17 protein-coding genes are annotated in these 13,659 nt (G+C 55.9%); 4 read left to right on the top strand and 13 right to left on the bottom strand.

Annotated features, from left to right (window positions below; translation table 11 throughout):
* Positions 1-2: 2 nt before the first annotated feature.
* From MV985_RS04335 to MV985_RS04315, 5 genes are all read right to left on the bottom strand, one after another.
* Positions 3-287, bottom strand: a complete 285-nt coding sequence (locus MV985_RS04335) for a DUF4040 domain-containing protein (RefSeq protein ID WP_297463545.1) — start codon at positions 285-287, stop codon at positions 3-5.
* Positions 284-676, bottom strand: coding sequence for a monovalent cation/H(+) antiporter subunit G (mnhG, locus tag MV985_RS04330; protein ID WP_297463543.1), 393 nt, complete (start codon positions 674-676; stop codon positions 284-286). The genes MV985_RS04335 and mnhG overlap by 4 nt, the downstream gene beginning before the upstream one ends.
* Positions 673-927, bottom strand: a complete 255-nt coding sequence (locus tag MV985_RS04325) for a monovalent cation/H+ antiporter complex subunit F (RefSeq protein WP_297463541.1) — start codon at positions 925-927, stop codon at positions 673-675. Before MV985_RS04325 ends, mnhG begins: the two co-directional genes overlap by 4 nt.
* Complete coding sequence (locus tag MV985_RS04320) at positions 924-1,454, bottom strand: Na+/H+ antiporter subunit E (RefSeq protein WP_297463539.1); 531 nt, start codon at positions 1,452-1,454, stop codon at positions 924-926. Before MV985_RS04320 ends, MV985_RS04325 begins: the two co-directional genes overlap by 4 nt.
* 221 nt (positions 1,455-1,675) lie before the next feature.
* Positions 1,676-2,176 (bottom strand): ACT domain-containing protein, encoded by a 501-nt coding sequence (locus tag MV985_RS04315; protein WP_297463635.1) that lies wholly within the window; start codon positions 2,174-2,176, stop codon positions 1,676-1,678.
* A gap of 163 nt (positions 2,177-2,339) precedes the next feature.
* Here MV985_RS04315 and MV985_RS04310 point away from each other — a divergent pair, with 163 nt between their 5' ends.
* Together MV985_RS04310 and MV985_RS04305 are read left to right on the top strand one after the other, a co-directional pair.
* Entirely contained in the window at positions 2,340-3,599 is a 1,260-nt protein-coding gene (locus tag MV985_RS04310) for a radical SAM protein (RefSeq protein WP_297463537.1), read from the top strand.
* A 40-nt stretch (positions 3,600-3,639) separates the two neighbouring features.
* Positions 3,640-4,320, top strand: coding sequence for a hypothetical protein (locus tag MV985_RS04305; protein WP_297463535.1), 681 nt, complete (start codon positions 3,640-3,642; stop codon positions 4,318-4,320).
* On the opposite strand, the gene wecB is transcribed toward MV985_RS04305, so the two are convergent.
* Entirely contained in the window at positions 4,306-5,439 is a 1,134-nt protein-coding gene (gene wecB, locus MV985_RS04300; RefSeq protein WP_297463533.1) for a UDP-N-acetylglucosamine 2-epimerase (non-hydrolyzing), read from the bottom strand. The two genes, MV985_RS04305 and wecB, sit on opposite strands and share 15 nt — an antisense overlap.
* Positions 5,436-6,716 (bottom strand): UDP-N-acetyl-D-mannosamine dehydrogenase, encoded by a 1,281-nt coding sequence (locus MV985_RS04295; protein WP_297463634.1) that lies wholly within the window; start codon positions 6,714-6,716, stop codon positions 5,436-5,438. The genes wecB and MV985_RS04295 overlap by 4 nt, the downstream gene beginning before the upstream one ends.
* A 283-nt stretch (positions 6,717-6,999) precedes the next feature.
* Here MV985_RS04295 and MV985_RS04290 point away from each other — a divergent pair, with 283 nt between their 5' ends.
* A complete protein-coding gene (locus tag MV985_RS04290) occupies positions 7,000-8,127 on the top strand; it encodes a DUF354 domain-containing protein (RefSeq protein WP_297463531.1) in 1,128 nt (375 codons plus the stop codon).
* Here MV985_RS04290 and MV985_RS04285 read toward each other — a convergent pair.
* Together MV985_RS04285 and MV985_RS04280 are read right to left on the bottom strand one after the other, a co-directional pair.
* Complete coding sequence (locus MV985_RS04285; RefSeq protein ID WP_297463529.1) at positions 8,059-8,619, bottom strand: stage II sporulation protein M; 561 nt, start codon at positions 8,617-8,619, stop codon at positions 8,059-8,061. The two genes, MV985_RS04290 and MV985_RS04285, sit on opposite strands and share 69 nt — an antisense overlap.
* A gap of 4 nt (positions 8,620-8,623) precedes the next feature.
* Positions 8,624-8,902, bottom strand: coding sequence for a lipoate protein ligase C-terminal domain-containing protein (locus tag MV985_RS04280; protein WP_297463527.1), 279 nt, complete (start codon positions 8,900-8,902; stop codon positions 8,624-8,626).
* Positions 8,903-8,972: 70 nt separating this feature from the next.
* On the opposite strand from MV985_RS04280, the gene MV985_RS04275 reads away from it, so the two are divergent.
* A complete protein-coding gene (locus MV985_RS04275) occupies positions 8,973-10,901 on the top strand; it encodes an arginine--tRNA ligase (protein WP_297463632.1) in 1,929 nt (642 codons plus the stop codon).
* A 267-nt stretch (positions 10,902-11,168) separates the two neighbouring features.
* On the opposite strand, the gene prf1 is transcribed toward MV985_RS04275, so the two are convergent.
* From prf1 to MV985_RS04255, 4 genes are all read right to left on the bottom strand, one after another.
* Positions 11,169-12,416 carry a peptide chain release factor aRF-1 gene (gene prf1, locus MV985_RS04270; protein WP_297463630.1) on the bottom strand — a complete coding sequence of 416 codons (1,248 nt, stop codon included), beginning with the start codon at positions 12,414-12,416 and terminating at the stop codon, positions 11,169-11,171.
* Positions 12,417-12,479: 63 nt separating this feature from the next.
* Positions 12,480-12,716 carry a pro-sigmaK processing inhibitor BofA family protein gene (locus tag MV985_RS04265; RefSeq protein WP_297463525.1) on the bottom strand — a complete coding sequence of 79 codons (237 nt, stop codon included), beginning with the start codon at positions 12,714-12,716 and terminating at the stop codon, positions 12,480-12,482.
* 80 nt (positions 12,717-12,796) lie between these two features.
* A complete protein-coding gene (locus MV985_RS04260; protein ID WP_366085186.1) occupies positions 12,797-13,369 on the bottom strand; it encodes a hypothetical protein in 573 nt (190 codons plus the stop codon).
* A 42-nt stretch (positions 13,370-13,411) separates the two neighbouring features.
* A partial coding sequence (locus tag MV985_RS04255) for a hypothetical protein (RefSeq protein ID WP_297463524.1) occupies positions 13,412-13,659 on the bottom strand: 248 nt, incomplete at its 5' end.

The following is a 13,659-nucleotide window of genomic DNA, read 5'->3' as shown; positions in this document are numbered from 1 at the left end:
CTTCACCACCTCACCCACCAGCCGGGCTTCTCCTCCTCTTCGGTCTCATAGCGCTGGGTTCTCTTGATGGCGAAGATGAAAACCGCGCCGCTTAAAGCTGCTCCTATTGCCGCTTCCGTCATGGCAACATCTGGCGCCTGGAGCATGAAGAACAGCAGCGACGCGAAGAGACTTACCGCCGCCATCCCCACCGCAGCAGCCAGCAGGTCCCGCCACTCCACGGCGAGGACTGCCGAGGCTATCATCACCCCAACGATTATGTACTCGATACATGACATGCAGTTCATTCCTCACCACCCCCCTCGGGGGTCTCTCCATCTCCTCCGGATTTCTCGAGGTACTCGGCGTACTTGTCCACCACGCTGCCGTGCCAGAGCGGAATCCCGCGCTTGTAGGCGGCCCTTATGAGGGCGTGGGCGCTTATGGGGTTGGTCATCAGGAGGAAGAGGGCTATGGCCATGGTCTTGGTGAGCCAGGCGGCGCTTCCAAAATCGGTGCCTAGGGCCCATATGCCCACACCGGCTATAACACCGAGAGAGCCGAGGGTGGCGCTCTTGGTCGATGTCTGCATCCTGTTGTAAACGTCGGGCATTCTGATGAGGCCCAGCGTTGACAGGAAGTAGAAGAACGTCCCGAGCAGGACGAGGAGCTCCCCGAGGACCGTGAATGCGTTCATAGGCCTCCCTCCATGTACCTTGCGAAGGCTATGACTCCACCGAAGGCGAGCAGGGCGTAGACGAGCGCGACATCGAGGAATATCATTCTCCTGTAATAGAGCGCGAAGAGCACCATCAGACCGGTCGTTATGGTGGTCATTATGTCAACCGCCACGAGCCTGTCAACTGCAGTCGGTCCCCTGAACACCCTGTAGGTGCTCAGCAGCGTCGCTATTGCTATGAGTATGAGGTAGACGTTGATCCCGATCATCCGAAGATCACCTTCAGGAACTTTTCAAAGGGCCTGGTGATATTTTCAGACGCAACCTTAACGTGCTCCTCCTCGTCCCCGGTGAGGGCCTCATCCGGAACCCATATCCAGTGTATGAAGTAGTTGTCATCGTCAACATCGAGGGTTATGGTTCCCGGCGTCAGAGTTATGGAGTTTGCCAGACTGAGCTTTCCAACGTCGCTCTTGAGAACGGTCTTGCAGTGGACTATCCCGGGCCGTATGGGCCTGGCCGGGTGAAGGACCCTGTAGGCCACATCGATGTTGGCCATTATCATCGCCCACAGGAAGTAGGGCAGGTAGGCGAGCATGTAGGCTATCCTCCTGGGATGGAGGTTGGAGAGCCCGCCGGTTGTGAATATCTCGTAGGTGAATGCCGCGACGATGAGCGACAGCAACAGCCCGAACCCCACCTCCTGGGGATCAAGGCTGGCGGTCAGCATCAACCATATCAAGAACAGTATGATAACGGTGTACAGGTACCTGCTTGCCTTACTCACTTCTCCCATAGCATCAACCCCCAGTCGTTGATAACGCGCCCGTTGGGGTCAACCGGGGCTAACCTCAGGTTCAGGCCAATCGCTTATAAACGTTACCAACGAAGGGCCCTGGTTTAAAACCCTAGGTTAAAATGGGGGCATCAGATTTGTTCTTTAATGACAACTGGCGTTCCCTATGGGTCAACGGGAGAAAAAAAGATGTCGCGGGCGAATTCGATTCGCCTAAAACCTCAGTATATGGAGATCCGCTTCACTCCCTCGAGCTTGGAGAGTTCGTTAATGAGGTCCCCGGGAACCGGCTTCTCCGTGATGATGGTGAGCGTCGCCTCGGGGTAGAGTTCGGGATCCTCGGCAACGACCTGGATGATGTTTATGTCCCGCTCGGCGATCTTCTGGGCGATCTTGGCCAGGATTCCAATCGCCCTTGGCTCGGGCTCGATTTCGATAACGCCATAACCAACGTGCTTCCCAACGTACTTCATGTGAACCGTCGGCTCGAGGTTGAGGTATATGTCCCTCAGCTCCGGGATCTTGAGGATCATGTTGACCGTTTCCTTAACAACGCGCCTGTCCACGTCGAGGGCCTTGGCTATTTTCGTGTACGGAACCTCTATGTCGCCGGCCTTGATCTTGAGGTCCTCGGAAACCTTAAGGCCGTACTTGAGGAGTGTCTTGGCTATCTGCTTCCGAACTGGATATTCGTCAAAGTAGTGCTCTATCTTCCCCCACATTCTCATCACCCATGATAGTCCATCACTAGACTCTTTAATCCAATGATATTAAAATGTTTCCATGCCCGCATGCTGGCAAAGAGACCCCGAATCGACCGGGGAAAGAGCTACGGGATTTTTTATCCATCGTCGGTTTTTTAAGAGCTCCCTCAAAGCCCAGCCCATGGTTGAGGTTAGCCTTCCGCACGTAACCTTCCAGGATCTCGGGGACTCGATCAGGTTGATATGGAGGGATACCCTCTACGCCGACTTCGGGAAGGACGAGCTCAGGAAAGTGATATGGAGGAAGTTCAGGGAGAAACCCGAGATAAGCGTTGAAAAGGGCAGGCTCTTCCTCAACACGGAGGACGACAGGATCTCATCCTACCTGGTCATCTACATCCAGAACAACCTCGGCGCGCTCCTGAGGAACCGCTACACGAAGAGAAGGGTCATCTACATCCACGAGGCGATGGACGTTCCCCTCCTGGGCTATAACGCCTTCGGGCTGATTGACCGGGGAACGAACCTCATTCAAATAAGAGGAGTTAGCGGCTGCAACCTCAGCTGCATCTTCTGCTCCGTTGACGAGGGGCCGTATTCAAGGACGAGAAAGCTGGACTACGTGGTGGACATCGACTACCTGATGAGGTGGTTTGATGAGGTCGCGAGGATAAAGGGAAAGGGTTTGGAGGCCCACCTCGACGGCCAGGGAGAGCCGCTCATCTATCCCTTCCGCGTCGAGCTTGTTCAGGCCCTCCGCGAGCACCCGAACGTCTCCGTCATATCGATGCAGAGCAACGGGACGCTTTTGACGGATAAGCTCGTCGAGGAGCTGGCGGAGGCCGGCCTCGACAGGGTGAACCTCTCGCTTCACTCCCTCGACCCGGAGAAGGCCAAGATGCTCATGGGGATGAAAAGCTACGACCTCGAGCACGTCCTTGAGATGGCGGAAGCGCTGGTGAACGCGGGAATCGACGTCCTAATCGCCCCCGTCATAATCTTCGGAATAAACGATGATGAAGCTGAGGCCTTCATAGAGTTCGCCAGGAAAATAGGCGCCGGAAATCGCTGGCCGGCACTCGGCTTTCAGAACTACATACCCTACAAGTTCGGGAGGAACCCAACGATAGCCAGGGTAAAGCCCTTCAAGGAGTTCTACGCCTGGCTCAGACAGCTGGAGGAAAAGACCGGAATGAAGCCACTGGTTCTAAAGCCGGGCCACTTCGGAATGGAGAAGCGCGAGTTCATTCCCCTGGCCTTCAGGCCCGGGGAAGTTGTCAAGGCCGAGGTCGTTCTGCCGGGCAGGATAGAGGGTGAAATGCTCGCCAAAGCGAGGAACAGGCTCATCGAGGTCGTAGGCACGAAAGCCGAGGTCGGGGACAGGATAAGGGTGAGAATCGTCAGAACGAGGCACGGGATTTACATCGGGACCGAGGTTTAACCCTTTTAAGGTGCTCTTCCAAACTCCATCGGGTGAAAACATGGGGCGCTTACTCTTCCTCGGCCTCTCCTTTGTGATCATTCTTTCGCTCGTTGCGTTGGAATTGGCCAGCGAATCCGGCGTTTTCTCAGACCTCTCGGGGGAACACCGGTACTCCTTCGTTATCCCAAATGTTCCCGGAGGTAGAAGTGCCCCGGAGGACCCGCAAACCCTTTACATATCGATCATGGCCCCAAACGTCAGACTTAAGGAGGCCATTAAAAACTCCCTTGACAACGTGACCCGCTCCCACGGCCTGAGGCCGGTCCACGTCAACGGATCGATAACCGACTACGACCTCCGGGGAAGGATCGTGATCGTTTACCTCCCAGTGGACTTCTGGAGAGACGGGTTCTTCAGCGGAGAGTACGGCGTCTCGGGGATCCTCTACTACTCCTACCCCGGCGACGCTAAAACCTTCGTCGAGCTCACGCTCAGCAGAAACGTTCCCGAGGAAACCGGAGAAACCCTCGAAAAGCTGGCACTCGAGCTGAGTTCTTCGAGCCTTAGGAGACTGAAGGAGGAACACATTTTGAACCAGTCCGTATCGGTTGCCTACTGGTGGAACCTGAAGGCAAGGGTCGGAAGATTAAGGGGAGGCAGTCCCCATGAGATGATCGCAAAGGAGATAGCCTCCCGGCTCGACCAGTTCCTCAAAAGCGATGAATCATATGAACCTTGAGCTTTTAACCCTCAGCTCACCTTTTTTATAGAGCTCCAGCAGTATCCCAGCTATCCTCTCACCGGCCTTTCCATCGCCGAAGGGATTTTTAGCTTTGGCCATTTTCTCGTAGAACTCCGGGTCCTCCATCAGCCGTCTCAGATAATCCATTGCCCTCTCCTTCTCAAGGCCAACGAGGACGTTCCCACCGGCTTCAACCGTCTCGGGCCGCTCGGTGTTGTAGCGGAGCGTCAGGCATGGCACGTTGAGGATTATCGCCTCTTCCTGGATTCCGCCGGAGTCGGTCATTATCGCGAAGGCGTTCCTCTCTAATTTTAGGAAGTCGAGGTAGCCGAGCGGCTTCGTGATTATCAGGTTCTCTATGTTTTCGACCCTCTTCAGCAGTCCGAACTCCTTCAGCCTGTTCCTCGTCCTTGGATGCATTGGATAAACCGCCCTCATTGGAAGGTTCTCGAGGATTTCAACCAGCTTTCTTAAGTTCTCCCTGCTGTCCGTGTTCTCCGCACGGTGGGCGGTGATGAGGAGGTACTCCTTGGGTTCGAGACCCAGCCTTTCGAGGACGTCGCTTTTTTCCTCCGCAACCTCGGCGTTCTGTAAAACCGCATCAACGATCGTGTTTCCCGTAACGTAAACGTTCCCGGTTATTCCCTCGCGCTCCAGGTTCCTCTTCGCTTCCTCCGTTGGGGGGAAGAGGATCTCGCTCGCATGGTCCGCTAAAATTCTGTTTATCTCCTCCGGCATCGTCCGGTCAAAGCTCCTCAGGCCCGCTTCAACGTGGGCCACCGGAATCTTGAGCTTGACGCTGGCTAAGGCTCCCGCTAAAACCGTATTGGTGTCGCCCTGAACAACTACCACGTCGGGCTTTTCCTCTATCAAAACCCTCTCGATTTTGATCATTGCCGTTCCCGTCTGCTCCGCCTGGGTCCCGGAGCCGACCTCTAGGTGATAGTCGATCTCGGGTAGTTCAAGTTCCTCAAGAAAGACCCTGCTCATCTCGTAGTCGTAGTGCTGCCCGGTGTGGATTAAGAGCGGCTCAACGCCCCTCCCAAGGAACGCCCTTATGACCGGGGAGAGCTTTATTATCTCGGGCCTGGTGCCGAAGATGAAGGCCGGCTTCAACAGTCACCCCTCCCTATGCCCTTAAAGAGGAACCCCCTCGGGGGCTCTTCAACGACGTGCCTTCCGTCTACGAGAATCCTCGTTCTCATGAGTTTTCCGAGTTCCTCCCAGTTGAGGGACTTAAATTCGGTGTGATCGGTGGCTACGACGATCGCGTCGCTTCCCTCAACGGCCTCCTCAACGCTTCCACTGGTGCCCCCGACGTAGGGATCGTAGGTCTTAACGGCCTTCACGTCGTCCCTTATGGCGTCGATGAAGGCCTTGGCCGGGGAGTTTCTCGTGTCGTCGCTGTCGCCCTTGTAGGCGAGACCGAGGACAGTAACGACGGCATCCTCGGGGGGAACGTTCAGCTCCTTCAACGCGGCAAAGAGCAGATCCTTCGTGAAGAGGGGCATCGAGTCGTTTACCTCCCTCGCGAGTCTGATGAGTCCAAAATCTTCCCGGGCCGGCCAGAGGAGCAGGTGGGGGTCCTTCGGCAGGCAGTGGCCCCCAACCCCTATTCCGGGCCTGTGCACCCTTACCCGCGGATGGGTATTGGCGAGTTCTATGGCCTCGAAAACGTTTATGCCGTACTGATGGGCCAAAAAGGCGAACTCGTTCGCTAGGGCTATGTTCACATCCCTGAAGGTGTTCTCCATGAGCTTAACGACCTCGCTGACGGTGGAGCTGGTTTTGAAGGTCTGTCCCCTGACGAAGGAGCGGTAGAGCTTCTCCGCCATCTCGGAGCTCTCGGGGGTTATCCCACCGAAAATCCTTGAGTTGTAGACCAGCTCCTTGAAAATCCTCCCGGGCATCACCCTCTCCGGGGCGTGAACCATGTGGAAATCCTCGCCGGCTTTGAGACCGCTAAGCTCTTCGATGAGCTTTGCCATCTTAACTGTGGTGAGCGGTGGAACCGTGCTCTCTATGACGACCAGTGAGCCCTTCTTCATGGCCTTTGCCACGGTTTTGACCGCGTTCTCGAGGTAGCTCAGATCCGGGGTCTTGTCCTTCCGAAGGGGAGTCTGGACACAGATTATGTAGGCGTCCTTGTCCCGTATCTCCCCGGGGTCCGAGGTGGCCCTCAGGTTGCCGCTCTCGATGGCCCTCGCGAGCAGTTCCTCTATCTCGGGCTCAACGATGTGGGCCTTCCCGGAGTTTATTTTGTCAACGACCTCTTTCCTTACCTCGTAGCCCGTGACCCTGAAACCCGCGTTGGCAAACATTATGGCCGTGGGGAGGCCGATGTATCCGAGACCTATGACCGCTATCTCCCCGGATTGACCGTCTTTTCCCATCTTTTCCACCGCTTCAGTCTGGGCCGGGATCCATAAAAGCCTTTTCCAGAAAACGGTTTCCAGGTCGTTTTCCCGCCCGGGGGCGGTAGAATCTCCTGTCCGGAACGAGCCATGCCCGGGTTTCTCCATGAGTCCGTGGTGGAACACATTTTCATCAAGAGAAAGCGTTTTGAACGATCTCTTTGACAGAGACGGCTGTTCAGAGCCGAAAAACCGGAGTCGGGCAACCGTTTTTGGGAAACCCTTATATTGAACAGGGCTGTCCAGTAGTACGGTGTGAGAGATGAAGGTTTGGATTGATATCACCAACGCCCCCCACGTCCACTTCTTCAAGGGCATCATCCGGGAGCTTGAAAGGGCCGGGCATGAGGTTCTGATCACAACCCGGGAGTTCGACGGTCTCACGGAGATCCTCGACATGCACGGTTTCGACTACTACGTCGTAGGCAGGCACGGGGGGGCCACCCTGGAGGGCAAGCTCATAGCCGGAACCGAGAGGATGTACCGGTTGAGCAAGCTGATAATCGAGGAAAAGCCCGATCTCTCACTTTACAAACACTCGGCCGAAGCGCCCCGCGTCGCCTTTGGTCTTCAGATCCCCTCCATTGGTTTCATCGACAATGAAACGGCCATCGGTCAGAACAAGCTTATTCTCCCCTACACGAAGCTCCTCCTGTATCCCAGGGCCATTGACGTTTACGACCTCCTCCGGGGCGGCGCGGATCCCAACGGGATTAAGCCCGTCAACGGCTTCTCTGAGCTGGCCCACCTCTACGGGTTCAGGCCAGATAGGAGAGTCCTGAGGGAGCTCGGGGTTAGAAAAAACGGCTACATCGTGATGAGAACGGAGCCGGTCAAGGCCAACTACTTCAACGGCCCCGAGAAGAGCGTCCTCGAGGACGTCATCCCGCTCCTGCCCGATGTCCCGGTAGTCCTCTTTCCGAGGACCAGCGAACAGAGGAAGAGGTTTGAGCGCTTTGACAACCTGATAATGCCGGAAAGCCCCGTTGACAGCCTGAACCTTCTCCACTACGCCAAGCTGATGATAGGGGCCGGTGGGACGATGAACAGGGAGGCCATAGCCCTCGGAACGCCGACCATCTCAACCTATCCGGGAAGGCTTCTCGCGGTGACGAGATGGCTCGTCGAGATGGGACTCAAGTTTCACTCCACCGACCCGATTAAGGTCGCCTCAATGGCGGAGAGAATGATGGATCTCAACGGAAGCTACCGCTCCTACATCAGGAGCATCGTGGGTTCCCTCGAAAACCCGATGGACGTGATCCTGGGGGAAATAGAAACCTTCGAGGAATCGGGACGCTTCAGCGTTCCGCCCCTCGACTCAGAGGCCGGCAACCCTCGGGGTTACGTAGGCCTCTATGAAGGCCGCAACGAGCAGGAGCCCCAGTGAGAGCAGGAATAACTTGAACCCTCTGATGGCTCCCCTCCGGAACCGTTCCAGGGCGCTTCCCTCACCCCCAACCAGCTCCCTGTACCAGACTATTCCCCCCACACCGGCCAGGACGATGGCGGGTATCTCAATGATCCCGTGGGGGATGAGACCTAGGAGTATCTGCCCCATCGGTATTCCCCTCCGGTGAACCGCGTAGACCACGAGTCCCACGACCAGGCCGTTGAAGGCCGTTATCACCCAGGGCCCGATGCCAAAGAACAACCCCGAGAGAAACATCAGGAGTGCGACGCTTGAGTTGTTGACGAATATTTTGATGAAATTCTCGAAGCTGGAATCGGATATCGGTCCTATCTGTTCCATGAGTTTTTTCACGGTCCTGAGGGCCGTTTCGGGATTGGCGCTTCCAATGGCATAGCCCAGGAAGGAAAAAATCAGAAACGTCAGCAGCATTAATCCGAAGGTTCTCACTGGTATTTTCGGGGAGTCCATCCGATCACTCCCTGAGGGCCTTCTTGAGGGCGATTTTGAAGTCCTCAACGTTAACATAGGGCATTTCCACGTCGAGCCTCATCGCAAAGAACTCGTCAATAAGGTGCTCGAGCTCCTCAACCCTGTGCCCCTCGAGTCTCTCCTCAAGCTCGTGCACCGCTTCCTCAGGATGCATGAAGAAGTCCCCGGTAATTTTGACGTGCTCCGCTATGCCATTTTCTTCGTCAAACTCTATCCTTATGAGGCCCTTCTTAGCTTTGTGTTCGCCCACGTGGTGCCTCATCCTATCACCCCCTCATGGAGTAAGCGGGGAAGTTTTTAAAGGTTGGGCCCAACTGGGGCCGGTGGTGAGAATGGGTTATGGTGATGTTAAGGAACGGGCCAGGCTCCTCCTTCGGGAAACACTTGAAGACATGCTCACCGGGGCAGGGACGGAATGGAAGGGCGAAATAACCTTCGATGAAACTCCAAGCATTGAACTTGGGGACTTCGCGACGACGGTTTCCTTCCAGCTCGCGAGGGTCTTCAGGAAGGCGCCGAAGCTCATAGCGGAGGAGATCGTGGAGCGCCTTAGGGAGAGGCTTCCGGAGGAGATAGCGGATGTCAAAGCGGTAAACGGCTACATAAACTTCTACCTGGACTACGACCGCTTTGGCAGGGAACTCGTTCGGGAGATACTTGAAAATGGCTTCTCCTACGGTGAGAGCGAGGTCGGAAAGGGAAAGAAGGTCATCGTTGAGCACACCTCGGTTAATCCTACCAAGCCCCTCCACATGGGGCACGCGAGGAACTCTGTCCTCGGCGACACGATGGCGAGGATAATGAGAAAGCTCGGCTACACCGTCGAGGTTCAGAACTACATAGACGACCTTGGAGTGCAGTTCGCCCAGGTTCTCTGGGGCTACCTCAACATGAGGGAGAGGTTTGAGGCCATCGAAGCCCAGCTCCGAGAGAAAGGTCTCAAGGAGGACTTCATAGACCACGCCATGGGACTGCTCTACGTCGAGGTGAACAAAAAACTCGAGGAGAGTCCCGATGTCGATAGGGAAGTCCGCGAGCTGATGAAGAAGCTCGAGGAAGGCGACAACGAGATAGCCGAGATTGGAAGGAAACTGGCCGAGAGAGTCGTCAAGGCCCAGATGCTGACCACCTACAGAATGGGCATCGCCTATGATTTACTCAGCTGGGAGAGCGACATAATGAGGAGCGGAATCTTCAGGGAAGCCTACGAGCTCATCGAGAAGAACGAGAACTTCTTCTGGGCTGAGGAAGGCAAATATAAGGGTGCCTTCGTGATGGATTTGAGAAAGCTCTTCCCGGACATGAAGAACCCCTTCCTCGTCCTCAGGAGGAGCGATGGCACCGCCACATACACGGGTAAGGACATAGCCTATCACCTCTGGAAGTTCGGCAAGGTTAATGCGGATATGCTCTACAAACTCTGGGATAAGCGGGAAAACCACGAGACCTGGACGACTGCTCCAGACGGGAAGGAAATGCCGGGGAAGTTCGGAAGGGCCGATATAGTAATCAACGTGATCGGGGCCGAGCAGAGGCATCCACAGATGGCGATAAAGTACGCCCTCCAGCTCCTCGGCTTCGAGGATTCGGCGAAGAACTTCCACCATTTGGCTTACGAGCACGTGGTCAGGCCTGAGGGGTCCTTCTCCGGCAGAAAGGGAACCTGGGTCGGCTTCACCGTTGACGAGATCCTCAACGAGGCCGTTCAGAGGGCGAGAGAGCTCGTTGAAGAGAAGAACCCGAGCCTGAGTGAAGCCGAAAAAGACGAGATAGCCGAGGCCGTTGGCGTTGGGGCGGTGCGCTTCAACCTCGTCAAGTACAGCCCGGATAAGATAATCACCTTCCGCTGGGATGACGTTCTCAACTTCGAGGGCGAGAGCGCTCCCTACATCCAGTACGCCCACGCGCGCTGTGCCTCAATAATCAGGAAGGCGGGGGAGAAGGGCATCGAAACGGACTGGAAGGGGCTCATCGAGAGGGCCGACTTCTCGAAGCTCACCAACCGCGAGAAAGAGTTAATAAAGCTCCTGGCCAGGTTCCCGGAGGTTGTTGAGCAGGCAGGAAAAGACGTCAAGCCACACCTCATCCCCTGGTACGCCAACGAACTCGCTTCGCTCTTCAACAGGTTCTACATGGACCACCCCGTGCTCAAGGCAGAGGAGGGCATCGTGGAGGAGAGGCTGCTCCTCGTCCTCGCGGTGAAGCGTGTCCTGAAGAACGCCCTGGAACTCCTCGGAATCGAAGCCCCTGAGAGGATGTGAGCTGCTTTTCCACAACGGGGTCTATAATCCCCTATTTTCCGTTTTCCCGGTTATCCACCCCATCTTTTCCAGGTTTCTCAGAAGTTCGCTCGGTCTTGCATTGGTTAGGGACCGGCTTTGGCCTCAACGTATTCCCCGATGGTGCTCCATCCGGTCAGCCCATCGCTATCGCCCTGAGTATGATGGAATCCCCCAGTAGTGGAAGCCGGACGGTGAGGGAACGGAAGAAGAGACAGGAAAAGCTGCTGGCAGAGGCCCTTGATGGCCTCACCGTATCTTGTACCTCAGGAAGGCACCGATTCCGCCGAAGGCCCTGTAGAACTGCTGGCCCTCTTCCGTGTCAAGGGAGATTATCTCGACGTTCGATCCTGCCTCCTCCGCCATCTTTATGAACTCCTCAGCAACGTCCCACTTCTCAAAGGTTATGTTCTGACTGCCGCACTTCGGACAGTGGGTGAGCTTCTTCCGGTAGATGTGGAACTCGCTCTCGCTCATCGTTTTCTCCTCGCTCCAGCCGCAGTTGTTGCACCTCGCTCTGACGCGAACCTTATCGTAGCCCTCGCTGATGAGGAGAGTATCTACTGCCCCGAGCTCGAGGGCCTGTCTGACCTCCCTCTCGCCGTAGGTTATCATCCCGGTGTCCTTGACGAGGTGCCTGAAGAACTCCTGGATGAGGTGGCGCTCCTTGACGGCCTCGTGATCCCTGAGGATATCGCTGGCCTTCTCAACGAGTTCCCTCAGTCCGTATTCGCCGTGATAGCTTATGTCGACGACGCCGATGATTTTCTTCCTGAGCTCGTGGTGGAGGTAGTCACCGTCAACGAACTCCTCCTTTGTCGGTCCGGGGCCGCCGATTATGATGCCCCTCAGCTCGCCTCTCTCGAGGAGCGGGAGGAAGGCCTTGTTGGCGTGTTCTCCTATGCGCTTCATGAACTCGTGGGTCTCCTGCTCCCTAATGCGCTCGTAACGCCTCGCGGACTGACCTCCAGCGCGGGTCTTTCCGGGGACGTTTGAGGTGAGCTCGTCAATGACCTCTATCCTCTTTCCGCGGAGCAAACCAATGGTCGCCTCGTTCTTCTCGACGGTGATTAACCCATAGGCATCCTTAACGCGGAGCATCTCCTCAAGTGGCTCGGTAACGAAGGTCTGGTCGCATCGGTACAGGCGGACCTTGAGGGGTTCCGGAGGAACTATAGCCCAGAGCCTTATGTCGCTCATCCCCTCCTGCTCGCTGACGTTTCCGACGAACAACGCGAGGCCGTTCTCGGGGGTCTTCCGGTAGAGTTTGAGGTGCTGCATCGCCCTCTCCAACGCACCGAGAACGTTCTTTCGCGTTGATTTGCTCTTTATGTTCTGAGCGGTTCCGTACTCCTCGCGTAGCTGCTGCATGACCTTGTTAATGTCGTATCCCGCTGGAATGTAGAGGCTCACCAGTTCGGTGGCACGACCTCGATAGCTTTTGAGCTCCTCGACCTTCTTTTTCAGTTCATACATCTCGGCTGACTTGTGAGACATGAGCATCACTCCCGGATAGTTTCCCGGAAGATGGAAAGAAGGGAACTTATAAAAGTTTAGGGGCTAGAACCAGTAGACGATTATCAGGGCTATGACGCCCAGGATGCCGCCTATTGCAACCACCAGCAGATTCAGGGCCGTCAGGGGCACATCGGAGATGCCGATCCAGTTGGTGAACCAGAGTATTATGAGCCCTATAACCGCGTTCGCAACCAGGTACTTGATAACCCCGAATCCAACCTTGACCACCAGCATGACGGCCAGGAAGAGGAAGAACAGCAGCAGTATCTCCTCAAGCATGGTATCACCCGGATAACTGGTGGCAAACCCCCTTATTAGTTTTTCGCAGGTGGTAGATAGTAAAATGAAACCGGAATCGCTCAGGAGAGCCGTTCAAGGACCTCCCTGGCTATGTCGCCCAGCTTCACCCACTTCCTGCCCTCGAATGGCAGAATGACCTTGTCCTCGACGTTCACCAGCTCCTCAACCTTTGGCACGAGCTCCCTTAGTTCGAGCTCCTCAATTACGAGAAGAAGGAAGCCCTTCTGGTCCTTACCACCCTCCTCAAGGCCCCGCTCGACTGCCCGAACTATCCAGTCCCGGTATTTCTCCACGACTTCTGGGAAGGTTTTGACGATCTCGTAGGAGAGGAGCATCGCGTTCTCCCTCACGTAGGGGTTCCTGCTCTCCATGAGGGAGAGGAGTTTCTGAAAGGTCTCGGTGTTCATGAGCGGCGCGAGGGTTTCCGGGCTCTCGCGAAGGACGTTGGTGAGCAACAGAAGGGCATCGCCGACGATTCCAGGGTTGGGGTCATCGAGGAGTTCCAGGAGAGTCTGGAGGTTTTTCCCTCCCTTCAGAACCTGGCCGACGACCTCGTCGAAGCGCTCCTCCTCGATGAGCTTCCTCATCTTGCCCTTTTTTGACCCGAATGAAAACAGCCCCACCTTCACCACCGTTGGGAATACCCGATAGGGGTTAAAGCCTTTTCTGAAATCTCACCTTCCCAGGGCACAGATTATCACCCTGCAGGCCTCAGCGTTTCCGTCCATGCAATCATTGTAGATCCCTTCCAGCGTTTTTCCGGTCGTGTCGTAGCCGATGCTTCCGGAGTAGGTTCCCGAGTAAGGTGTTCCCGGGACGGTGCAGGTGGTCTTTCCGCCGGACTCGGAAAGGGATACCGACCTGGACTTTAAATCCTCCCACCTGCCGGTGGAGTTGAGGCGGACGACGATGTACTGGGCGT

This window comes from Thermococcus sp. (assembly GCF_027012695.1).
GTDB lineage: Archaea > Methanobacteriota_B > Thermococci > Thermococcales > Thermococcaceae > Thermococcus.
This window is presented reverse-complemented; position numbering and strand designations above follow the sequence as displayed.